Here is a 22221-nt window from a genome sequence, read left to right as displayed (position 1 = left end):
CAACGGCCCTGGTGTGGGCGGCGCGCAATTCCTAACGTCGAAGGCAGGAGCACCGCCGACAGGGAGAAGCGTCATGGACTGGCCGACCGCAGCCGTGAGTACCCACATCGCCACGCGCTCGTCGAAGTGAGCGGTCCGCACATGTCCGGTTCGACACCTCGATACGGGATCGTGGTCGGCGTCGACGGCTCCCCGGAATCCCAGGTCGCGCTGCGGTGGGCCGCCACGGAGGCACAGACGTCCGGCAGACCGGTGACCCTGATCAACGTCGTCACACCGATCGCCATCAGCTGGCCGACGATCATGTTGCAGGAGCAGATCTCCGCCTATGAGAAGCAGAATGCCGAGGAGGTGCTGGGTCACGCCCGTCAGACGCTGCTCGACGGTCTCGGCCCCGGGCCACAACCAGCGGTGCACAGCGAGGTGCTGATGGCGGGGATCGTCGAAGCACTCGTCGAGGCGTCCAAGGATGCGCACATGGTGGTCGTCGGCGCCCGCGGGCGGGGAGCGGTCCGGCGTGTTCTGCTCGGTTCGGTCAGTGCGGGGCTGATCCACCACGCGCACTGCCCGGTCGCCGTGATCCACAGCCGCGACGGTCGGCTGCCGACCGCCGACGCGCCGGTGGTCGTCGGCATCGACGGCTCACCGGCCTCCGAGGCGGCCACCGCGCTGGCCTTCGACGAAGCATCCCGGCGCGGGGCCGAACTCGTCGCGGTGCACGTGTGGAGCGATATGGCGCCGATCCCGGGCGCGGCCACGGACCGGCACCAGTGCGAGCAGCGGGCCGAGGAAACCCTCGCCGAGCGGCTCGCCGGCTGGCAGGAACGGTATCCGGACGTCCGGACCCGCCGTGTCGTGGAGTCTGACAGGCCCGCGCGGTGGCTGGTCGAGCACTCCGCCGACGCGCAACTGGTGGTGCTCGGCAGCCATGGGCGCGGCGGATTCGCCGGCATGCTGCTGGGATCCGTCAGCGCGGCCGTCGCCCAGTCGGTCGACGTCCCCGTGATCGTGGTGCGGCAGCAATGACAGTGGGCCCTCCGAACGCCGACGATTCGGCCTTCTGTCCCGGCGACCACCGCGGTGCGCCCGGGTTCTGTCCGAACTGTGGCGCTCCGCTGGAGGTGTCACCCGAACCGGAGGGCCGTCGCCGATGGTGGCATTCGACGGCCCGACGGGCCGCGGTGGTGGCCACGATCGTGGCGGTCGCCGTTGGTTTGGCGGTCCTGATCGTCGTCGTCGACGCCAGGCGAAGCGCCGACCACATGGCCCCGTCCGAGCAGGCGGCGGTCCGTCAGTGGTGGTCGACAGCTCAGCCGGCGATCACCGACCTGCAGGAGGCGCTGTACGACTCCGAGAGCTCGCTGCGCCGAATGAACGCGTCGGCACTCGCGTCGGCATGTCAGCGGATGCACGACGGCGCGGCGGTGGACGTTCCCGCCCAATTGCCTTCTCCTGACCGCGATCTGACCGCGGAACTCACCGCCGCCGCCGAAGACGCCCACACGGCGGCACACATGTGCCTTGCGGTGGTCGCCAAGTCACCGCACAACTACGAAGGCGAGTTCACCGCGAACCTGGATCAGGCCGAGAAGCAGATGAGGGCCGCAATGACGCTCGTCAACCGCATCCTGACCGCGCAGACGCCGGGGGAGAGGCTCGGGTCAGCAAGGGACCGCGCCGTAGCCGAGGGCTGAGACGACACGATGAGCGACTACTGGCTGAACGTGGCCCTGGTATTCGCGCTCATACTGGTCAACGGGCTGCTGGCGGGAAGCGAAGCAGCGTTCATCTCCCTGAGAGAGGGTCAGCTGCGCGAGCTGGAACATCGCGGCGGCCGACGGGATCTCACCGTCGTCGGGTTGGCCCGAGAGCCGAACCGCTACCTCGCCACCATCCAACTGGGCATCACCCTGGCCGGATTCTTCGCCTCGGCCACCGCGGCGGTCACCCTGGCGGAGCCGCTGGCCCCGCTGCTGGGCTTCCTGGGCGCCGGTGCACAGACGGCGGTCAGCATCGCGGTGGTGACGGTGCTGGTGGCCGGTGTGACCCTCGTGTTCGGGGAGCTCGCGCCCAAGAGGCTGGCGATGCAGTACGCCCGGCGGTGGGCACTCGTCGTGGCCTCACCGTTGAGTGCCATGTCGGCCGTCGCCGCACCGATCGCGTGGGTTCTCGGCAGGGCCACCGACCTCGTCGTGCGGATTCTCGGGGGAGATCCCGCCGTCGGGCAGGAAGAGCTCACCATCGAGGAGTTCGGGCAACTGATCACCGGTCTCGGCGGCCTGACCGCCGAACAACGCACGATCCTGTCCGGTGCGCTGGAGATCCACGAGCGTTCACTGCGCGAAGTCATCGTCCCCCGGACGGCGGTCTTCCGGCTGAACGGTGAGCTGTCGCTGCAGCGGGCTCGCACGGACCTCGCGGCGTCCGGCCACACCAGGGCGCCGGTCGTGCGATCCGGAGAACTGGACGACGCCATCGGTGTGGTGCACCTGCGCGACCTGCTGGGTGACGACGGCACCGTCGCCGAAGTCACCCGACCGGTGCTCAGACTGCCGGACAGTCTGCGCGTCACCATCGCGCTGCGCCAACTGCTCGCCGCGCACGAGCATCTGGCGCTCGTCGTCGGCGAGCACGGCGGCGTCGACGGCATCGTCACCCTCGAGGATCTGCTCGAGGAGATCGTCGGCGAGATCTACGACGAGGCCGACGAGGACATCCGAACCGCCGAAGCACTCCCGGACGGCAGTCGAATTCTGCCGGGCACCTTCCCGATTCACGATCTGCCCGACATCGGGATCGAGTTCTCCGACGCACCTCCCGGCGACTACACCACGATCGCCGGACTCGTGCTGTCCCTGCTGGGGCGGATTCCGACGGTTCCCGGAGATCGCGTCGACCTTCCGCCTTGCCGTGTCCAGGTCACAGGCGTCGGCCGCCATGCGATCACCGAGGTGCGCATTCTGCCTCGAGATCGGCGATGATGACCCGACAGGGGGGCGAAGGTGGCGCGTTGGGTCTCGAATGCAGCGCCTGATCCGGGAGAGCCGTGGGATTTTTCAAGGTCGTGGCCGTCGACATCGACGGCACCCTCACGTCGAACGGTGCGCTGTCCTCGGCGGCCGTGCGCGCGATCCGCGACGCCCGGCTGAACGGAACGCAGGTGGTGCTGGTGACCGGTCGCATCGGGCGCGAGTTGCAGGCGGAGTTCCCGGATCTCTCCGACCACGTCGACGCAGTGGTGCTCGAGAACGGTGCGGTTGCGGTGGTCGACGGCCGATCGGTGGCGCTCGCACCGCCGGTGGATCCCGCGCTCGACGCGGAACTGAGTGCGCGTGGAATACCGTTCCGCCGAGGGGAGACCCTCATCGCCGCGGACGGTCAGTACGCCGCGGCCACCGTGGAGGCGATCGGAGAACTCGGTCTGGACTGCCAGATCATCCGTAACCGGGGTGCGCTGATGGTGCTGCCTGCGGGCGTCACCAAGGGGACCGGTCTGTGCGGCGTGCTGGCCCGGATGAACCGCTCCCCGCACAACACGATCGCGATCGGAGACGCCGAGAACGACGTGTCGATGATGGCGGCCGCCGAACTCGGTGTGGCCGTCGCCAATGCGCTCCCCTCGGTGAAGGCCCACGCCGACGAGGTGTTGAGCGAGAGCGACGGCGAGGGGGTCGCCGGGATACTCACCGGACCGATCTTGAGCGGAGCGCGTCGCTGGTGCCCGATGCGACGGTGGATCGACATCGGTGCATTCGACGACGGTGCGCCGACTCGCCTCCCGGGCAGTCAGGGGCGGATCGTGGTCACCGGCCCGGCCGGTTCGGGGAAGAGCCACATCATCGGATTGATGGCGGAACGCTGGATTCTCGCCGGGTACGGGGTGCTGGTGGTCGACCCCGAGGGCGATCACACGCAACTGGCGACGCTCGACCACGTGGCCGCCGTCGACAGCCGCTACCACCTGCCGCAACCGTCCGATCTCGTCGCCATGCTGCATCCCAGCAGCAGCGCGGTGGTGGATCTGTCCGCGCTGTCCACCGACGAGAAGAGAGACTACGTGCACCGGTTGCGCCCTGTCGTCGAGGCGCACCGGGAACAGTACGGCTTCCCGCACTGGACCGTCTACGACGAAGCGCATCTGCTCGGCCCGGGGCAGGAGGTCCGGTGGGTTCGCCGGGGCGGATACGTGCTGTCCTCGTTCGTCGCCGCGGCGCTGCCGGCCGACGAGATCGACGCCAGTGACGTGGTGGTCGAGATGGAAGACTCCGATCAGAGTCCGTCCGCATTGCATCCGGCGCCGCGCGCCGCGGTGCGCTACGGCGGAAATCCCAAGCGGGCGTTCGCGGTTGCCGAGCGCCGCACGGCACACGTCAGGCACCGGCACAAGTACGCCGATGTCGCGCTGCCCAGAGAGCGGCGGTTCTACTTCCATTCCGTGGACGGTCAGTCGATTGCGCCCGCGGGCACCATGGAGGAGTTCGGCGCCGCGCTGCGAAGGCTCACCCCCCAGGCGCTGGAATTTCACCTCGAGCGCGGAGATTTCTCCCGGTGGCTGGAGCGCATCATCAACGACAGGAAACTGGCCGCGGAGGTGGCGTCGTGGGAGGACGAGATGGCGGCGCATCGGGCGGCGGAGGTCGAACGGGTCCGCCAACAGCTCATCCGTGCTGTTCGTGACCGTTATCTCGACGACCGCGGTGCGCTGGACTGAGCCCGGAATGTCTTCTCCGCCGCGACCGCGAGGCTGACGGCGGTGGCGATGCCGAAGATCCGCAACCAGGCCCCGGTGTCGAGGGGGGCGGTCTCGAACACGGCGTTCATGGCGGGGAGATAGGTGATCGCGACCTGCGCCACCGCCTGCACGGCCACGCCCGCGATCAGCCACCTGTTGGTGAAAAGCCCTATCCGCCAGGCTGATCGGGTCAGCGACCGGCAGCTGAAGAGGTAGAACGCCTCCACCACGACGAAGAGGTTCAACGCCGCGGTGCGCGCTTCGGTCACCTCGGCGCCGTGAGCGAGCTCCCACTCGAAGAGCCACCAGGAGCCGGCCACGAGAAGCCCGGACACCAGCAGAATCCGACCCATCAGCGCCGTGGTGAGCAGCGGCTGAGCGGGGTCGCGCGGCGGGCGCGTCATGATCCCGGCCTCTTTGGGCTCGAAGGCCAGCATGAGTCCCAACGCGACGGCGGTGGTCATGTTGATCCACAGGATCTGGGTGGGCAGGATCGGCAGCGTCGCGCCCAACGCGATCGCCACCAGGATGACCAGTCCCTCACCGATATTCGTCGGAAGCGTCCAGGTGATGAACTTGGTCAGGTTGTCGAAGACACCGCGGCCCTCCTCGACCGCCGCTTCGATGGTGGCGAAATCGTCGTCGGTGAGGACCATGTCGGCGGCGTCCTTGGCGACCTCGGTGCCGCCGCGGCCCATCGCGACCCCGATGTTGGCCTGCCGCAACGCCGGAGCGTCGTTGACGCCGTCGCCCGTCATCGCGACGACATGTCCCTTCTGCTGGAGCGCCTCGACGAGTCGCAGCTTCTGCTCGGGTGACACCCGGGCGAAGACGCTGGCCCGTTGCACCGCCTCGGGCAGTTCGTCGGCCGGTGTGGCGGCCAGCTCGTACCCGGTCAACACCTTGTCGGAGTGGGTGTCTGCGCGGTCGAGCACACCGACCGCCGTCGCGATCGCGCTGGCGGTGCCGGCATGATCTCCGGTGATCATCTTGACCGCGATACCCGCCGTATGACAGGCGGTCACCGCGGGTGTGGCGGCCGCCCGCGGCGGGTCGAGCATGGCCTGCAGGCCGGTGAAGGTCAGCGCGCCGAACGGGTCGTCGTCGCCGAAACGGTCTGCCTCGTAGGGAGTTCGAACTGCGCATGCCAGTACCCGGAGTCCCCCGGCCGCGAACCGTCCTGCCGCCTCGGTCACCGCCGCGCGGTCGACCGGGCGTGGTGATCCGTCGGCCTGCATCTGCGAGTCGCACATCTCCAGCACGCGCTCCACGGCGCCCTTGACGAGCACGACATGGTCACCGGCACCCCACCCGTGAAGGGTTGCCATGCACTGCCGTTCGGAGGTGAACGGGATCGTCGCGCGTCGGGGCAGTTCGGTACCGACGCTGTCCGGTGGCAAACCCGCCTTCGCGGCGGCGACGACCATGGCCGCCTCGGTCGGGTCGCCGGTCACCTGCCAACGGCCCTCGCGGCAGGTGACCGCCGCATCGTTGCACGCCGCACCGGTCAGCAGCGTCCAGCGCAGTGCAGCGTTGCCATCGGGTGAGGCGACCGCCCCCTCCGGTGTGAGCAGGGAGCCGTCCGGCGCATACCCGGAGCCGGTCACCTCCACCGACTCCTCGGGCGTCCATATCCTGCGCACCGTCATCTCGTTCTCGGTGAGGGTTCCGGTCTTGTCGGTACAGATCACGGTCGTGCTGCCGAGGGTTTCGACGGCCGGGAGCCGCCGGATCACGGCCCGACGCTTGGCCATTCGTGTGACGCCGATAGCGAGGGTGATGGTCACCGCGGCGGGCAGCCCTTCCGGAATCGCGCCGACGGCCAGCGCCACGGCGGCGTTGAACGTCTCCACCGGATCCTGCCTGCGCAGCAAGCCGAGGGCGAAGGTGGCGGCGGCCAGACCCAGGATGGCGACGGTCAGGATCTGGCTGAACCGCGCCAGCTTCGCGGTCAACGGCGTCGCCAGCACCTCGGCCGCTCCGACCAGGCGGTGGATCTGACCGATCTCGGTCTCCGCACCGGTCGCCACCACGATGCCTGCCGCCGTACCCGCGGTCACGAGTGTGCCCGAATGGGCCGTGTTGCACCGGTCCGCCACCGGGGTGGCCTCCGGCAGCCTCGCCTCCGCCTTGGTCACCGGCGCCGATTCGCCGGTCAGTGCGGACTCATCCACCCGTAACTCGGTCTCCCGCAGGATCCGCAGATCCGCCGGCACCTTGTCGCCCGCCTCGAGCAGCACCAGGTCGCCGGGTACCAGCTCTTCCGAGGTGACGGTCCGCTCGACGCCGTCGCGGACGACCCTGGCGTGGGTGTGGACCATCGCGCGCAGGCTCTGCAACGCAGCCTCCGCCCTCGACTCCTGGACGAAGCCGATGACGGCGTTCACCAGCACGACGGCGAGAATGACTGCCGCATCGACGTATTCACGCAGCAGCGCCGTCACGATCCCGGCGACCAGCAGTACGTAGATCAGCGGGTGGTGGAACTGCCGGAGGATGCGGATGAGCGGGCCGGCGCCGACCGTCTCGGGCAGGACATTGGGGCCGAACTGCTCCCGGCGTTCCTGCGCCTGCGACCTCGACAGCCCGCGGTGCGGGTGGGTCTGGAGCAGCAGCACCACTTCATGCGCGGGCAATCCATGATGCGGACTGGCCGTGACCACCGTGGAGGATTCCATCGCTGCGCGCACTCAGCGGGAGCGAACGACGATGACGGGGATCCGGACCGCCTGCACCACCGCGGTGCTCACCGAACCCAGCAGCGCGCTGGCCACCGCGCCGTGACCGCGGCTGCCGACGACCAGCAGTTGGGCGGATTCGGACTGTTCGACCAGCCGCCGCGCCGGCTGGTCGAGTACCGCCACGCGGCGAACGGCCACATCGGGGAAGCGCCGCTGCCAGCCGGCCAGTTGTTCGGACAGTTCCCGATCGACCGCGGGGAGCAGCTCGTCTGCGTTGGCGCCGGGCAGCTCGAACGCGCCCGGGGACCACCAGGCCCGCACGACGACCAGTTCCACTCCACGTCGGCCGGCCTCCTCGAAGGCCAGCGCGGTGGCCGACTCACAGTCCGCGGATCCGTCGTGCCCCAACACGACCGGCGCCTGCGGGTCCGGTGGTACCGGCGCCTCGTCGTGGATCACCGCGACCGGGCAGTGGGCACGGTGCACCAGTGCCGTGCTGACCGACCCCAGCACGGTGCGGGTGAGCGCTCCGCGGCCGCGGCTCCCCACCACGACGAGTTGGGCCCGCCGCGACAGTTCCACGAGTTCCATCGCCGGCGCGGCGAGGACGAACTCCGAGGACACCTCCACCGCGCCACCGGTGACGCCGTCGGCGATCTGGGCGGCGACCTCGAGGACCTGCTGCCCCATCTCGCGTTGCCAGTCGAGCAGACCGACGGGTGCGGGCACCGCTGACCACGCTGCCAGGCTCGCGGGGGCCGCATAGACCAGGGTCAGGCGCGATCCGCGCAACTTCGCCTCACCCGCGGCCCACCGCACGGCGTGGTCCGATGTGGGCGAACCGTCCACGCCGACAACGATATCCAGGGTGGGCGCACTGTCGGTCATATCAGCAACGTTAGGCGGCGGCGACGGGCGGAGATAGGGACCTTGGACCCTGAAGCCCGAGCCGGCCGTTCGCCGATCACCTGACGACCCGGATCAGCTGACCAGGACGGTCACCGCGCCGAAGTAGATGACGATAGTCAGCAGGTCCTGTACGACGGTGGACAACGGCCCCGCGCCGAAGGCCGGGTCCATGCCGAGCCGCTGCAGCAACCACGGCAGGAACAGCGCCACGACCGTCGCGATCGCGCTGGCGCCGAGGACCGCGACGGATACGGCCGAAGCCAGCGCCATGCTCGACGTCATCACCGCGACCACCGGCCACATGAGCGCACCCAGTAGTACACCCACCGACAGTCCGGTCAGCGTCTCGCGACCGGTGATGCGCCGGATGCCGACACCCACGGACAACCCCCGGATCGCCAGGGTCTCGGTCTGCGTGCCGACCGCGTCGGCGAGGTAGACGATGCCGGGGATGAAATAGGCCACGGCGAGGTTCGCGTCGAGTTGAACTTCGAACGCCGACATCAGCACTGCGGACACCATGGCGCCGAGTAGACCGAGGACAAGCCACGGCAGCCGATGCCAAAGCCGCCGCCGCACGGCCTCGACGCTCGACGACCGCGCCGTCGCCGCACCGCGGAGGAAACCACCGAGGCGGGCCAGATCCTCGTCGTGTTCGGCCAGCAGAACAGTCAGCAAGCGGTGCGGCGAGATGAGGCCGCGGAAGCGGCCGTTCTCGTCGACCACGGCCAGACCGGGTTCAGCCCGGTGCACCGCCTCCCATGCGGCGCGCTCCTGATCGGTGTCGGGCGCGACCACCGGCGGATCCGGGTCCATCACGTCGCGCAGCAGCGCGCCCTCGTGGGCGCCGAACATTCGCTCGATCGTCACGATGCCCGCCAGCCGGTCCCCCTCGATCACCGCGACGGAGGCGGCACTGTCGAAGTGCTTGCCGCGCATCGCATTCAACGTGTCGGCGACAGAGGCGTCGGGCGGTGCCACGGGTATCCGGAGCGACGCATGGTGCAGCGCGCGGTCGGGTGGGCCCAGAAGCTCAGGGTCGGCCGGGCGCGCCGCGGCGGGGGCTCTCAAGCGTTCCACCGCACCATTGTCACGACTGGCGTGCCACGATCACCGGTACGCGGGCCGCCTGCGCCACCGCGGAACTGACCGACCCCAGGAGCATTCCCGCGAATCCGCCGCGACCGTGGCTGCCGACCACCACGAGTTGGGCGTGTTCGGACTGCTCCAGCAGCTGGTGCACCGCTTTGTCCCGCACCACGACACGCTGCACGGGTACATCGGGATAGCGGTCCGCCCAGCCGGCCAACCGTTCTGCCAGCACCTCGTCGGCCTGCGGTTTGAAGGTCATCCACTCCTCGTTGGGGAACGCGTAGATCGTCGGGTCGCTCCACGCGTGGACGGCGATCAGTTCGACCTTTCGCCGCGAGGCCTGATCGAATGCGATCGCCGTGGCCAGTTCGGATGCCGGCGAGCCGTCGATACCGACGACCACGGGCGCCCGATCCCGCTCGGGCGCGTCCGGTTCGTCGTCGTGAATCACCGCGACCGGACAGTGCGCGTGGTGTACCAGACCCCGGCTCACCGAACCCAGGATCCGTTGTCCGATCGCACCGAGGCCGCGACTGCCCACCACGACCATCTCGGCGTCCTTGGACAGGTCGACCAGCGTGGGTACGGCGTTGCCCGACACACTGCGCTGGCGCACGGTGAGCGAACCCGTGCCGGCGACCGCGGCCTCGGCGGTCTTGACCGCCTCGGACTGGATCTCACGATTCTGGTGCTCGACCGTGCGCCAGAACTCGTCCGTCGGCGGAACGTCAAGCCACATCCGCACTTCCGTGTCGGGCAGCACGTGGACGAGCGTCAGCGGCACATCCCGGCCGGCGGCCTCGCGCGCCGCCCACGTGACGGCTCGCATGCCCTGCGGTGACCCGTCGACCCCCACTACGATTCCCTGGTTGGCTGATGTGGTCATATCGCCTCCTCGGTGATCCCTCGACCAGTCCTGACATTAGGACCTGGGGGCCCACCGCGCTGGGGGCGTTGGTCTGCATCAGAGGGAGGACCAAAGACCATGGCCGGTGGGTCGAACGACTCCGTCGGCGGCGCCGTCCGTCCCATAGCGTCGTCAATTGCGCCGACCAGAATTGGAGATCCGATGGACACGACAGAGCTCGCTCGACCGGTCGTGGTGGGAGTGGACGGCTCGCAGGCGGCACTCGACGCGGTGAGGTGGGCGGTCGATGAGGCGGTCGGGCGCTCCGTGCCGTTGCGGCTGGTGCACGCGACCGGTGTGACGCCACGGGTCGACCAGTCGGACGACGAGTTCCGGCTCGAACGCGAGTATGCGGAGACGGCGCTTCGGGCGGCCTCCGCCGCGGCGCAGTCGGCCGGCCGGGAGGTCAAGCTCGAAACGGAGATCCTCTGGGGGTCACCGGACAGTGAGTTGGTCACCGAATCGCATGGGGCCTCGATGGTCTGCGTCGGATCGGTGGGCATCGGTGCGATCGCGAACGTGCTCCTGGGCTCCACCGCTGTCACCGTTTCGATGCAGGCGCAGTGTTGCGTCGCGGTGCTTCGTAGAGGCGCCCGCCCTGCGCCGAACGGCTCGGTGGCGGTCGCCACCGATGGCACGCCCGACAGCGACGGCGTGGTCATCGGTGCGCTGGACGAGGCCCGGCTACGCGGTTGCCCGGTCGTGGTCGTGGGAGTTCGCCGCTGGGAATCGCACGCACCGAGTTACGACGAGTTGGACCGGCGCACAGCGCAATTGGCGGACCGCTATCCCGATGTGCGCACGAAGGTGGTGGCGACCGACGGCGGTATCGTGCGGTACCTCACCCATCAGCGCGACGACGACATCGAGATGGTCGTCGTCGGCAGTGCCGACGCGGACGCGGTGGCCGACATGGTCGGCCCGCACGACACGCTGTTCGGCCGCGACAAGGGGCACTCGGTGCTCGTGGTCCGCTGATGCCGGAACCGGTCGAGACCGGTCGGAACGAGTATCAGATGCCCATCACCGCAGAGCTTCTCGACGGCGGCGTGGTCACCCTCCGGCGGGTCGCCGACACCGACCGCGCAGCGCTCACCGCAATGGTGCAGGGCCTCACCGAACGGGAACGCTATCTGCGGTTCTTCACCACGCACCCCACGCACATGGACGAGTGGGTGACCTCCCTGGTCGAGGCATCCGCGGACCGATTCACGCTGGGCGCCTTCGAGGGCGACCTCATGCTGGGTGTGGCGACCTACATCGACTCACCTCGCCCCGACTGCGCGGAGGTCGCGATCGTCGTCGCCCACGGCCAACACCACCGCGGTGTCGGCACGATTCTGCTCGACGCGCTCGGCCGCATCGCCCGTGCGAAGGGTCTGCATTACTTCATCGCCGACGTCCTCGCCGAGAACCGCGAGATGCAGACGGTGCTGACCGATTCCGGCTGGCCGTGTCGTCGACACCTCGACGGGTCGGTGGTATCGGTCGAGGTCGATCTGCAGCAGGACCCCTGACCGCTCTCAGACGAGCAGCGATCCGTCCAGCCACGTCGCCAGCTCACCGAGCGGACGTCGCGGTGTCGCCGGCAGCGGGTCCGCGTTGACGGGCGCCCAGCCGACACGCAGCAGGATCTGCGGATACATCACGTCGTCGAAGACGTCGTCGCGGATGGCGTCACGCGTCGCGCTGATCTCGAGCGGTTCGGTGACCGGACACGTGGCCAGCCCCAGCGTCGTCGCGGTGAGCAGCACGATGCTGGCCGCCTCGCCCGCACGCAACCGGCCCATGACATCGTCGGTTGCGGTGCCCAGCGCCACGACCACACCGCTGTCCTGCGACGGCTCCGCGCCGGCCGGCTGTTCGAGCGTGGTGCCGGCGAACAGCCGCGCGGGCACCGCCGCCGTCGGGTCGGATTCGGGAGTGTTCCGGGCCGGCACCCCGACCGTCGACGCGTGGCGTCCGGTCCAGCCGGTGAGCTCCGCCAGGTATTCCGGATCGGCCGCGTGCTGCCCGACGGCCAGGGCGAGTGTCGTTCGGAACGCGGGTGTCAGCTCGACGCGTCGCATGGTCACACCCGCGCGGGCGGCCCGTGAGCCCATCAACGCGATGTCTCCCATCGATACCGGCCAGTCGCTGAAGTGGCGCCGGTCGGTGCGCCGGCGGGGGATCGCGGCGGCGAGTGCGATATCCGACTCACTCGGCGGATGCGAGTGCAGTTCCAGCGACGCGAGGTGCGAGGGGTCGTCGGGGTTCGGGAGGCGGCGGATCTTGGGTGGCCATCCGAGCGCGGTGAGCGCGACCGCGCAGTGGTTCAGCGCGGCACCGCAGCTGACGATGAGCTCCCGGGCGTCGGGGTCGGTGTGCGCCAGGCGCAGCGACTCATCGACGTAGAGGTGCACGCTGTGGGCGCCCACCTGCCAGTGCCACGGTTGGGAGTTGTGGATGGAGGGCGCACGGTTGGCCAGCGAAAGGGCCGTACGCAGGGTGTCAGTGCCCGGCGACCGAACGGTCATGATCTTGCCTCTCGAGATGATGTCCTCACCACGGTGCCGCGGGCGCCTCCTGGTCGGACAGAGACGAAGGTCCCGAATCGGATGGACCTTTCGATTCCCCCGGGGGTGGCCCACCGGCAGCCCCGGCGCGCCGCGGGCCGGCGGAGTAGGGTCGTCCCCATCGCGGCTGCGTTCCCTGTCGGATGCGCCGATCGGCGCGATTTTGGGCAACCCATCCGAGCGGGTAGTATTGACCAACGGTGCGGTGCCCGCGCCGGCTCCTGCGTGCCTCTGGTTTCCGGAATTTCCGACTACCGGCTCACGTTTCGTGGTCGGGGCGTAACTGTGCCAGTGCAGCCCGTCGCTGATAGCGGCGACGGACGCCGACAACCAGAAGGCAACGGAGGATCTCCGAAAAGTTATGGCAAAGAAAGACGGTGCCATAGAGGTCGAGGGTCGCGTGGTCGAACCCCTGCCCAATGCGATGTTCCGCATTGAGCTGGAGAACGGTCACAAGGTTCTCGCCCACATCAGCGGCAAGATGCGGCAGCACTACATCCGTATCCTGCCCGAGGACCGCGTCGTGGTGGAGCTGTCTCCCTACGACCTGTCCCGGGGCCGCATCGTGTATCGGTACAAGTAAACCCAGACAGAACGACGAAGAAGGATCTGCACGCCGTGAAGGTGAACCCGAGCGTCAAGCCCATTTGCGACAAGTGCAGGGTGATCCGTCGGCATGGGCGGGTCATGGTGATCTGCTCCGACCCCCGCCACAAGCAGCGGCAGGGCTGATCCCGGCCCGGCTCCCACGCCGGCCACACCCTGAGAACAACTCAATGATGACCTCCCAGTACCACCGCGCGGATTGGCTGCGCGGACACGCCCGGACGGAGGCCGGGCCCCGCCACCACGGCGGGAGCGGACTGGGAACAGACCTCCGCCAAGAAGAAGGAATGGCACACCCATGGCCCGACTAGTGGGCGTTGACCTCCCGCGCGACAAGCGCATGGAGATCGCACTTACCTACATCTACGGCGTCGGCCGTACCCGCAGCCAGGAGATCCTGGAGGCGACCGGCATCGACCGGGATCTGCGCACCAAGGACCTGACCGACGATCAGGTCACCCAGCTGCGCGATTACATCGAAGCGAACCTGAAGGTGGAGGGCGACCTGCGCCGCGAGGTGCAGGCGGACATCCGCCGCAAGATCGAGATCGGCTGCTACCAGGGTCTGCGGCACCGTCGCGGCCTGCCGGTGCGCGGCCAGCGGACCAAGACCAACGCGCGCACCCGCAAGGGCCCGAAGCGCACCATCGCCGGCAAGAAGAAGGCCAGGTAAGTAGATGCCACCGAAGAAAGCAGCCGCTTCCTCCGCGAAGAAGGGGCAGAAGACCCGCCGCAGGGAAAAGAAGAACGTCCCGCACGGCGCCGCACACATCAAGAGCACCTTCAACAACACGATCGTGTCGATCACCGATCCCCAGGGCAACGTCATCGCCTGGGCGTCGTCGGGACACGTCGGGTTCAAGGGCTCGCGTAAGTCGACCCCGTTCGCCGCGCAGCTGGCGGCGGAGAACGCCGCCCGCAAGGCGCAGGAGCACGGCGTCAAGAAGGTCGACGTCTTCGTGAAGGGCCCCGGTTCGGGCCGTGAGACCGCCATCCGCTCGCTGCAGGCCGCCGGCCTCGAGGTCGGCGCGATCGCCGATGTCACGCCGCAGCCGCACAACGGGTGCCGTCCGCCCAAGCGGCGCCGGGTCTAAGGAGGACTTGAACAATGGCTCGTTACACCGGACCCGCCACCCGCAAGTCGCGCCGCCTCGGCGTCGACCTCGTCGGTGGTGATCAGTCGTTCGAGAAGCGCCCCTACCCGCCCGGCCAGCACGGTCGCGCGCGGATCAAGGAGAGCGAATACCGCACCCAGCTGCAGGAGAAGCAGAAGGCCCGCTTCACCTACGGCGTGCTGGAGAAGCAGTTCCGTCGCTACTACGACGAGGCCAACCGGCAGCCCGGCAAGACCGGCGACAACCTGCTGCGCATCCTCGAGAGCCGGCTGGACAACGTCGTGTACCGCGCCGGCCTGGCGCGCACCCGCCGGATGGCCCGCCAGCTCGTCAGCCACGGCCACTTCACCGTCAACGGCGTCAAGGTCGACATCCCCAGCTACCGGGTGTCGCAGTACGACATCATCGACGTGCGCGAGAAGTCGCTGAACACCGATCCGTTCGTGATCGCGCGGGAGACCGCGGGTGACCGGCCGATCCCGTCGTGGCTGCAGGTCGTCGGCGAACGTCAGCGCATCCTCGTCCACCAGTTGCCGGAGCGCGCGCAGATCGACGTGCCGCTCACCGAGCAGCTGATCGTCGAGCTCTACTCGAAGTAACACCCCCGGCCGTCCCGATGGCGGCAGGGTTCGCGCGGCATCAAATAGCGGGTGTCGTGAAGAAGGAGAAAACACAATGCTGATCTCTCAGCGCCCCACACTGTCCGAAGAGACGGTTGCCGACAACCGCTCCCGGTTCGTCATCGAACCGTTGGAGCCCGGTTTCGGTTACACGCTGGGCAACTCGCTCCGGCGCACGCTGCTGTCGTCGATCCCCGGCGCAGCGGTCACCAGCATCCGCATCGACGGCGTGCTGCACGAGTTCACCACCGTTCCCGGGGTGAAGGAAGACGTCACCGACATCATCCTGAACCTCAAGAGCCTGGTCGTGTCCTCCGAGGAGGACGAGCCGGTCACCATGTACCTGCGCAAGCAGGGTCCCGGTGAGGTCACCGCGGGCGACATCGTCCCGCCGGCCGGTGTGACGGTGCACAACCCCGAGATGCACATCGCGACGCTGAACGACAAGGGCAAGCTCGAGGTCGAGCTGGTCGTCGAGCGCGGTCGCGGTTACGTGCCCGCCGTGCAGAACAAGGCGTCCGGCGCCGAGATCGGCCGCATCCCGGTCGACTCGATCTACTCGCCGGTGCTCAAGGTGACCTACAAGGTGGAGGCCACCCGTGTCGAGCAGCGCACCGACTTCGACAAGCTGATCCTCGACGTCGAGACCAAGAACTCGATCACCCCGCGTGACGCGCTCGCCTCGGCGGGCAAGACGCTGGTCGAGCTGTTCGGTCTGGCGCGTGAGCTCAACGTCGAGGCCGAGGGCATCGAGATCGGGCCGTCGCCGGCCGAGGCCGACCACATCGCCAGCTTCGCGCTGCCGATCGACGACCTGGACCTGACCGTCCGCTCGTACAACTGCCTCAAGCGCGAGGGTGTGCACACGGTGGGCGAGCTCGTGGCCCGCACGGAGTCCGATCTGCTGGACATCCGCAACTTCGGCCAGAAGTCCATCGACGAGGTGAAGATCAAGCTGCACCAGCTGGGTCTCTCGCTCAAGGACAGCCCCGCCACGTTCGATCCGTCCGAGGTCGCCGGTTACGACGCCGCCACCGGCACCTGGAACAGCGACGCCGGCTACGACCTGGAAGACAACCAGGACTACGCCGAGACCGAACAGCTCTAAGGCGCAACAGCTCTCAGAGTTCCGTCCCGGCCCTACCTGATACGGGGGTCGGCCCCACATAGGAGATAGTCGCAATGCCCAAGCCCACCAAGGGTCCTCGCCTCGGCGGGTCGTCGTCGCACCAGAAGGCCCTGCTGGCCAACCTGGCCACGTCGCTGTTCGAGCACGGCCGGATCAAGACGACCGAGCCGAAGGCGCGGGCGCTGCGTCCGTACGCGGAGAAGCTGATCACCCACGCCAAGAAGGGTGAGCTGCACAATCGCCGCGAGGTGATGAAGAAGATCCGCGACAAGGATGTCGTGCACACCCTGTTCGCCGAGATCGGTCCGTTCTTCGCCGACCGCGAGGGTGGCTACACCCGGATCATCAAGGTCGAGCCGCGTAAGGGCGACAACGCCCCGATGGCGGTCATCGAGCTGGTGCGGGAGAAGACGGTGACGTCGGAGGCCAACCGGGCCCGCCGCGTGGGTGCGTCCAAGCAGACCGCTCCGGTGGCTGCCGCGGCCGCTCCGCAGGCCGCTGTCGAGCCCGAGGCGACCGAGGGTCCGGACGCCGACGACTCGTCGGCTCTGCCGGAAGCCGAGGACACCACGGCTTCGGAGGCGTCGCGGTCCACCGAGACCGACGATCCCACCCAGGATTCGGACGCTGACAAGTCGTAACAGCATGACGAACGAGCCCGCCATCGACACCGATGGCGGGCTTGTTCATTTGTCCTCCTCGCGTGCGCTGACTCGTCTCCGGCTCGACGTCAGTTACGACGGCACCGACTTCGCGGGGTGGGCGCCGCAGACCGGTCAGCGCACCGTCGCGGGGCTGATCGACGAGGCGCTGACGACGGTGTTCCGCACGCCGGTGACCGTGCGGGCGGCCGGGCGCACCGACGCGGGCGTGCACGCCACCGGTCAGGTCGCCCATGTCGACGTACCGGATGACGCGCTGCCCCACGCGTACCCGCGCAGCGCCCGGCCCGACGAACCCGAGTTCCTGCCGCTGGTCCGTCGGCTCGGGCGGTTCCTTCCCGCCGACGTCCGGATCCGCGACATCATCAGGGCGCCCACGGGGTTCGACGCCCGCTTCTCCGCGCTGCGACGCCACTACACCTACCGGCTCGGCACCGCGCCGTACGGGGTGGAGCCGCAGTCGGCGCGATTCGTCACGCCGTGGCCGCGGCCGCTCGACGTCGAGGCGATGAACGACGCCGGCTCGCAGTTGGTCGGGCTGCGTGACTTCGCGGCGTTCTGCCGGCATCGCGAGGGGGCCACCACGATTCGCGATCTGCAGCGGCTGGAGTGGACGCGCGACGGCGACCTGGTCACCGCCTATGTCAGCGCGGACGCGTTCTGCTGGTCGATGGTCCGCTCGCTCGTCGGCGCGCTGATCGCGGTGGGGGAGCACCGCCGCGAACCGGAGTGGTGCGCCGGATTGTTGAGCGCGACACGGCGGTCCAGCGAGTTCGCCGCCGCACCGCCCCAGGGACTCACGCTCGTCGGCGTGGACTATCCGCCGGACGACGAACTGGCGGCACGCACGCTGGTCACCCGCGACCTGCGCGTCATCGACTAGGGGCGATTTCGGCGTGCCCAGTCGCGCGTAGCACTACCCAGCACGCCGAAATCGCAGCGTCAGATCCGGCCGGCGATGAAATCCGCGGCCTGGTTGACCATGCCGGCGTTGATGTAGGCCCTGGCCGCGTGGTCGGGCCAGTTGCCTTCCCAGGTGTTGGGGTCGGCCGGGCTGCAGATCGGATCGGCGCCGTGGCACAGCTCGATCGTGCGTTCGCGGTAGAGCGGGCTGAAGTTGGTGATCGGCCCGACCCACGCGACGCCGTTGCCGAACAGGGCGATCGCGGCGATGTGCTGGTCCATGCCCGGCGGCAGCGGCCTGTCGAAACCGAACGCCGCGATCGGTGCCGCGAGCACGATGTCGGTCACGGCCGCGCCGAGCGAATAGCCGCCCAGCACCAGGCGGGTGTCGGGGCACCGTCCGGCCATGTCCTGGATGCGTGAGCTCATGTCGTTGGCGCCCATGTCGATCTCGGTGTCCGCCGGGTACTGCACGGAGTAGAGGCCGATGTCCTTGTCGGTCTTGCTGCGCAGGGCGCTGATCAGTGCATTGCCGATCACACCGGCGCCGGGCGATTCGGTGCGGCCGCGAGCGAAGATCAGCTCGGCCTGTGGGCACGACTGCGCGGACGCGACGGCGGCGGTGCGTGACAGTGTCGAAGGCGCGATGAGTAGTCCGGCGGCGACGAACACGGACGCGGCGAGCGTCAGACACCGGCGGACCCAGCGGGGCGAGGCGGAATGATCTTGCACCCCGTCGATGGTAACCGACATGATCGTCAAATCAGGCCGGCTGCGAATCCTGCTGCCTGACCGATGAACGGCGACGATTCGTAGTTGGTGTGCGCGAAGGGGTTGCGGCCGTCCGAGCAGATCGGGTCGCCGTCGCTGCAGAGGTCGATTCCGCGTCCGGCGAACAGGCCCCGCGCGTTGACGGGGTTGCCGAACTTGGTGGCGGGGTTGCCGAACACCGTGACCGCCGCGACGTCGCTGACGTAGCTCCCCGGCAGCGGCGGCGCCGATCCGATGTCGCCGATCCGGTTCCCGAGCGGTGGAACGCCGGCGAGCATGTCGATCACCGCCGCGCCTTGCGAGTACCCGCCCAGCACGAATCGCGTGCCGGGGCACTGACTCGAGACCGACGCGATCCGCGCGGTCGCGTCGGCCGCCCCCGCGGCGGTGGTCAGGAAGTCGTAGGTGGCCGGGTAGTTCACGCCGTAGGTGCTCAGCGTGCGCCCCCCGAGGATCGGGCGCATCGCGTCGGCGAGTGCCTGGCCGACCCGGCCGATGCCCGCCGGTTCGCTGGTGCCGCGCGCGAAGATCAGCTCGACATCGGAGCAGCCCTGCGCGGTAGCGCTCGGCGCGGGGCCCGCGGCGACGAGGACACCGGCGGTGACGACGGAGAGTGCGGTGGCGGCCAGGCGCGCACCGGCCCGAAGCGAGATCACCGGCACATAATCACATAGGTGGGCTAGCTACAGCCAACGGATCCCGGTTCTTTGCGATCCTCGAACGGTGTTTCGGGCCACATCGCCTCGGCGACCAGGTCCCCGCCGTCGGCATCGCGAGAATCCTGCCGGTCTCCCTGGCGGGCGAGCGCGAGGCCGCTCAGCACGATGACCCCGCCGAGCGCCTGCACCACGGTCATCGATTCGCCGAGCAGGACCCAGGCCGCCAGCACGGCGAACAGCACTTCCGACAGCCCGACCAGTGAGGCGAACCGCGGCCGCAGCCGCGCAATGCCCATGATGCCCAGCGTGTAAGCGATCGCGGTCGGGATGAGGCCGAGCGCGATCACCGGCACCACCCACGAGGTGGCCCAGCCGGCGATGACGGTGTCGGCGGCGGTGAAGGTCAGCGGCATGACGCCGACGAGGCCGAGCAGCGCGGTGAGCGCCCCGCCGACGGCCAACCCGGCCGCCGCCAGGGTGACCGGATGGACGCTGCCTGCGTTCTCCTCGCCGGTGGCGACCCGCTCCGACATCAGGAAGTAGCACGCGGCGCACACACCGGCGGCCAGGCCCCAGCCGACGCCGACGAGGCTGATGTGCGCGGCGGCGAATCCGCCGCTGTCGATGACCCCGAGGACGAGCATGATGCCCGTGACGGCGAGCGCGACGCCCGCCAGCGTCCTGTTCGACGGCCTGCGGCGGGTGGTCAGCCACAGCCACGCCACCACGAGCAGCGGGGCGGTGTACTCCAGCAGCAGTGCCACGCCGACCGTGAGGTGCGAGACGGCGTTGTAGTAGAAGAGCTGGGCGCCGGCGATCGGAACCGCGCCGTAGGCGAAGACGGTCCGCCAGTGCGATACGGCCTCGCGCAGCCAACCGGGGCGCACGACGGTCGCGAACACCGCCATGAGGAGCGCGCCGCCGGCCAGTCGGGCCGTCACCGCCGCGGTGGGGCTCCACCCGGCGACCATCAGCGACTTGCCCAGTGGTCCGGACATGCCGAAGGCGAACGCCGAACCGACGGCAAGCATCAGGCCGGACCGGAAGTGGTCGACCGGGGCCCGCTGCGAAGTGAGAGCGCCGTGCGCAGCCACGAACACCTCCGGAGATGTAATGAGTAAAATGAGCTTTGGTCCTGACCGTATCGATCGAAGGAGTCATGAGTCAAATGAATTTCACTCATGACACAGAACTCACACTGCGGGCAGCGTGTGTGCTGATCAACAGCGATCGGGTCCAGGGCGAACAACTCGGCGACATGGCCGCGCTGGATGAGTACCTCGACGGTTTCGGCTGGACCGGACGGCGGGACCGCGACGACGCCGAACTCACCGCCGTGCATCGGCTGCGGGAGCGGCTCGGCAAGATCTGGGCGGCCGCCGACGACGAGGAGCGCACCGTCGGTCAGGTCAATGCGCTGTTGTCGGACACGCGGGCCTCCCCGTGGCTGACCCGCCACCCCGAGATGCCGGAATGGCATCTGCACCTGGCGTCGATCCACGATCCGCTGTGGCAGCGCATGGGCGCCGAGATGGCGATGGCGCTGGCCGACCTGATCCGCGCCGGGGAGCTGCGGCGGCTGAAGACCTGCGCGGCACCGGACTGCGAGGCGGTGCTGGTGGATCTGTCGCGCAACCGGTCGCGGATGTTCTGCGATACGGGCAACTGCGGCAACCGTCAGCATGTGGCGGCCTACCGTGAGCGTCGCGCGAAGGACTCCTAGAGGTCGTCGGTGCCCAGCGGCCGGGCGTTGTCGAGGACGGCCGGCCGGTCACACGAGACGTAACGGGCCTGGTTGCCCCCGGCGCGGCGGGCGTCGTACATCGCCATCGTCGCGACCGTGATCAGCTCGTCGAGCAGCTCCGTCGGCGGGCAGGCACCCAAACCGCGCATCGGTGTACTGACCACACCCATGCTCGCCGTCACCCGTGGCGGCGTCGCGGCAATCGCCTTCCGCACCCGTTCGACCAGCGGGAACGAATCCGTCGTGGCGAACGTGTCGGCGATCAGGTACTCGTCGTCACCGGTGTGGGCGACGAACGCGTTGTGGCGGGTCGTCTCACGCAGGGTCTGGCCGATCGCCACGCGGGCCCGCTCACACGCCAGCTCACCGTCGGTCTCACACAGCAGTCGCATGTTGTCGAGGTTGATGACCACCAACACCAGGCGCTGATCGTCGTCACGGCTGCGGGAGACCACGTGGCCGGCGGCGCGGTAGAACGCCTCACGGTTCAACAACCCGGTCAGCGGGTCGATGTCGGCGTTGTCCACGTCGATGTCGACGGCGTAGAGCAGCAGGTGGCAGGCGAACGGCACCGCCACGGTGACCGTCATGACGATGGTGAGCGCCGTCAGCGCCCACACCGCACCCGCCGTCTCGGCCAGCCGGAACGCCAGCACGACGCCGGTGAACTCGGAGAGCGCGAACACACCGACGATGTAGTGGGCGGTGTGGAACAGCGCGATGTAGGCCCCCAACACCGCGAAGCCCGTCGCCAGCAGCAGACCGGCCTCGGGGTCGGACATGATCAGGGAGCCGGCGGCGATGATGACGGCCGTCACCGCCACGAACACGCCGGATTGCCGCCGCGACGGCCACCGGCGCCGCAACCAGAAGCCCGCGATCACCAGGCAGCTGAGCGTGACCGCGGCGCCGACACCGCGCTCGAAGGTGGTGTTCGGGCCGGCGTCGCTCCACTGCATCGCCAGCGGCACCGCCCCGAGCGTCGCGACGAACATCGCGATCAGCCGGCACGTCGCCGACTGCGCCTCCCGCGCGGCCAGGAAGGAGGTCAGCCAATAGAAATGTTCCGGCTGGCGCCAGTACTGCCGCATCGCCTGGAACATCGTGACACCTCCCACTGCTGCGTCAACTGTATG

The 22221-nt window shown here is 69.0% G+C and carries 24 protein-coding genes; 15 read left to right on the top strand and 9 right to left on the bottom strand.

What is annotated here, in order from left to right:
* Positions 1–141 precede the first annotated feature (141 nt).
* The 4 genes from G6N49_RS17635 (at position 142) to G6N49_RS17620 (ending at position 4711) form a co-directional block, all read left to right on the top strand.
* Positions 142–1026 (top strand): universal stress protein, encoded by an 885-nt coding sequence (locus G6N49_RS17635; protein WP_011558511.1) that lies wholly within the window; start codon positions 142–144, stop codon positions 1024–1026.
* Entirely contained in the window at positions 1023–1694 is a 672-nt protein-coding gene (locus tag G6N49_RS17630; RefSeq protein ID WP_011558512.1) for a hypothetical protein, read from the top strand. The genes G6N49_RS17635 and G6N49_RS17630 overlap by 4 nt, the downstream gene beginning before the upstream one ends.
* A 9-nt stretch (positions 1695–1703) precedes the next feature.
* Entirely contained in the window at positions 1704–2981 is a 1278-nt protein-coding gene (locus tag G6N49_RS17625) for a hemolysin family protein (RefSeq protein WP_011558513.1), read from the top strand.
* A 65-nt stretch (positions 2982–3046) separates the two neighbouring features.
* Entirely contained in the window at positions 3047–4711 is a 1665-nt protein-coding gene (locus G6N49_RS17620; RefSeq protein ID WP_083044980.1) for an HAD hydrolase family protein, read from the top strand.
* Here the strand turns inward: G6N49_RS17620 and G6N49_RS17615 are convergent.
* From G6N49_RS17615 to G6N49_RS17600, 4 genes are all read right to left on the bottom strand, one after another.
* On the bottom strand, positions 4681–7410 hold the full coding sequence (locus tag G6N49_RS17615) for a cation-transporting P-type ATPase (protein ID WP_011558515.1): 2730 nt from the start codon (positions 7408–7410) through the stop codon (positions 4681–4683). The genes G6N49_RS17620 and G6N49_RS17615 overlap by 31 nt on opposite strands.
* Before the next feature lie 12 nt (positions 7411–7422).
* Positions 7423–8301 carry a universal stress protein gene (locus tag G6N49_RS17610; protein WP_011854857.1) on the bottom strand — a complete coding sequence of 293 codons (879 nt, stop codon included), beginning with the start codon at positions 8299–8301 and terminating at the stop codon, positions 7423–7425.
* 93 nt (positions 8302–8394) lie between these two features.
* Complete coding sequence (locus tag G6N49_RS17605; protein ID WP_011854858.1) at positions 8395–9402, bottom strand: magnesium transporter; 1008 nt, start codon at positions 9400–9402, stop codon at positions 8395–8397.
* 10 nt (positions 9403–9412) lie between these two features.
* The gene (locus G6N49_RS17600; protein ID WP_011558518.1) at positions 9413–10300 is read right to left on the bottom strand and encodes a universal stress protein; all 888 of its coding nucleotides are present in this window, start codon (positions 10298–10300) and stop codon (positions 9413–9415) included.
* Between the two features lie 183 nt (positions 10301–10483).
* Between G6N49_RS17600 and G6N49_RS17595 the strand changes: the two genes are divergently transcribed.
* Both G6N49_RS17595 and G6N49_RS17590 read left to right on the top strand, forming a co-directional pair.
* A complete protein-coding gene (locus G6N49_RS17595) occupies positions 10484–11299 on the top strand; it encodes a universal stress protein (RefSeq protein WP_197913484.1) in 816 nt (271 codons plus the stop codon).
* A gap of 38 nt (positions 11300–11337) precedes the next feature.
* Complete coding sequence (locus G6N49_RS17590) at positions 11338–11838, top strand: GNAT family N-acetyltransferase (RefSeq protein ID WP_234786958.1); 501 nt, start codon at positions 11338–11340, stop codon at positions 11836–11838.
* A 6-nt stretch (positions 11839–11844) separates the two neighbouring features.
* Here G6N49_RS17590 and G6N49_RS17585 read toward each other — a convergent pair whose 3' ends face one another.
* Complete coding sequence (locus G6N49_RS17585) at positions 11845–12837, bottom strand: Acg family FMN-binding oxidoreductase (protein ID WP_011854861.1); 993 nt, start codon at positions 12835–12837, stop codon at positions 11845–11847.
* A gap of 400 nt (positions 12838–13237) precedes the next feature.
* On the opposite strand from G6N49_RS17585, the gene infA reads away from it, so the two are divergent.
* The 8 genes from infA to truA all read left to right on the top strand — a co-directional run bounded on the left by infA (position 13238) and on the right by truA (position 17891).
* A complete protein-coding gene (gene infA / locus G6N49_RS17580; protein WP_003418601.1) occupies positions 13238–13459 on the top strand; it encodes a translation initiation factor IF-1 in 222 nt (73 codons plus the stop codon).
* Between the two features lie 35 nt (positions 13460–13494).
* Positions 13495–13608 carry a 50S ribosomal protein L36 gene (rpmJ, locus tag G6N49_RS17575; protein WP_003879483.1) on the top strand — a complete coding sequence of 38 codons (114 nt, stop codon included), beginning with the start codon at positions 13495–13497 and terminating at the stop codon, positions 13606–13608.
* Positions 13609–13780: 172 nt separating this feature from the next.
* A complete protein-coding gene (gene rpsM, locus G6N49_RS17570) occupies positions 13781–14155 on the top strand; it encodes a 30S ribosomal protein S13 (protein ID WP_011558522.1) in 375 nt (124 codons plus the stop codon).
* A 4-nt stretch (positions 14156–14159) separates the two neighbouring features.
* A complete protein-coding gene (rpsK, locus tag G6N49_RS17565; RefSeq protein WP_011558523.1) occupies positions 14160–14576 on the top strand; it encodes a 30S ribosomal protein S11 in 417 nt (138 codons plus the stop codon).
* A 14-nt stretch (positions 14577–14590) separates the two neighbouring features.
* The gene (gene rpsD, locus G6N49_RS17560; RefSeq protein WP_011558524.1) at positions 14591–15196 is read left to right on the top strand and encodes a 30S ribosomal protein S4; all 606 of its coding nucleotides are present in this window, start codon (positions 14591–14593) and stop codon (positions 15194–15196) included.
* Between the two features lie 76 nt (positions 15197–15272).
* The gene (locus tag G6N49_RS17555) at positions 15273–16325 is read left to right on the top strand and encodes a DNA-directed RNA polymerase subunit alpha (protein ID WP_011558525.1); all 1053 of its coding nucleotides are present in this window, start codon (positions 15273–15275) and stop codon (positions 16323–16325) included.
* Between the two features lie 74 nt (positions 16326–16399).
* On the top strand, positions 16400–16987 hold the full coding sequence (rplQ, locus tag G6N49_RS17550; protein WP_011558526.1) for a 50S ribosomal protein L17: 588 nt from the start codon (positions 16400–16402) through the stop codon (positions 16985–16987).
* Between the two features lie 4 nt (positions 16988–16991).
* Positions 16992–17891, top strand: a complete 900-nt coding sequence (gene truA, locus G6N49_RS17545; RefSeq protein ID WP_011854862.1) for a tRNA pseudouridine(38-40) synthase TruA — start codon at positions 16992–16994, stop codon at positions 17889–17891.
* A 59-nt stretch (positions 17892–17950) separates the two neighbouring features.
* On the opposite strand, the gene G6N49_RS17540 is transcribed toward truA, so the two are convergent.
* From G6N49_RS17540 to G6N49_RS17530, 3 genes are read right to left on the bottom strand one after another with little or no spacing between them, the layout of a single operon-like run.
* Positions 17951–18664 carry a cutinase family protein gene (locus G6N49_RS17540; RefSeq protein ID WP_011558528.1) on the bottom strand — a complete coding sequence of 238 codons (714 nt, stop codon included), beginning with the start codon at positions 18662–18664 and terminating at the stop codon, positions 17951–17953.
* A gap of 5 nt (positions 18665–18669) precedes the next feature.
* A complete protein-coding gene (locus G6N49_RS17535) occupies positions 18670–19344 on the bottom strand; it encodes a cutinase family protein (RefSeq protein ID WP_011558529.1) in 675 nt (224 codons plus the stop codon).
* Between the two features lie 17 nt (positions 19345–19361).
* A complete protein-coding gene (locus G6N49_RS17530) occupies positions 19362–20441 on the bottom strand; it encodes an EamA family transporter (protein WP_011854863.1) in 1080 nt (359 codons plus the stop codon).
* A gap of 68 nt (positions 20442–20509) precedes the next feature.
* On the opposite strand from G6N49_RS17530, the gene G6N49_RS17525 reads away from it, so the two are divergent.
* Positions 20510–21064: a CGNR zinc finger domain-containing protein gene (locus G6N49_RS17525; protein WP_011854864.1), complete on the top strand. Its 555-nt coding sequence runs from the start codon at positions 20510–20512 to the stop codon at positions 21062–21064.
* Here G6N49_RS17525 and G6N49_RS17520 read toward each other — a convergent pair.
* A complete protein-coding gene (locus G6N49_RS17520; protein ID WP_234786957.1) occupies positions 21061–22203 on the bottom strand; it encodes a GGDEF domain-containing protein in 1143 nt (380 codons plus the stop codon). The two genes, G6N49_RS17525 and G6N49_RS17520, sit on opposite strands and share 4 nt — an antisense overlap.
* Between the last annotated feature and the right edge of the window lie 18 nt (positions 22204–22221).

The organism is Mycolicibacterium monacense (assembly GCF_010731575.1).
Classification (GTDB): domain Bacteria; phylum Actinomycetota; class Actinomycetes; order Mycobacteriales; family Mycobacteriaceae; genus Mycobacterium; species Mycobacterium monacense.
This window is presented reverse-complemented; position numbering and strand designations above follow the sequence as displayed.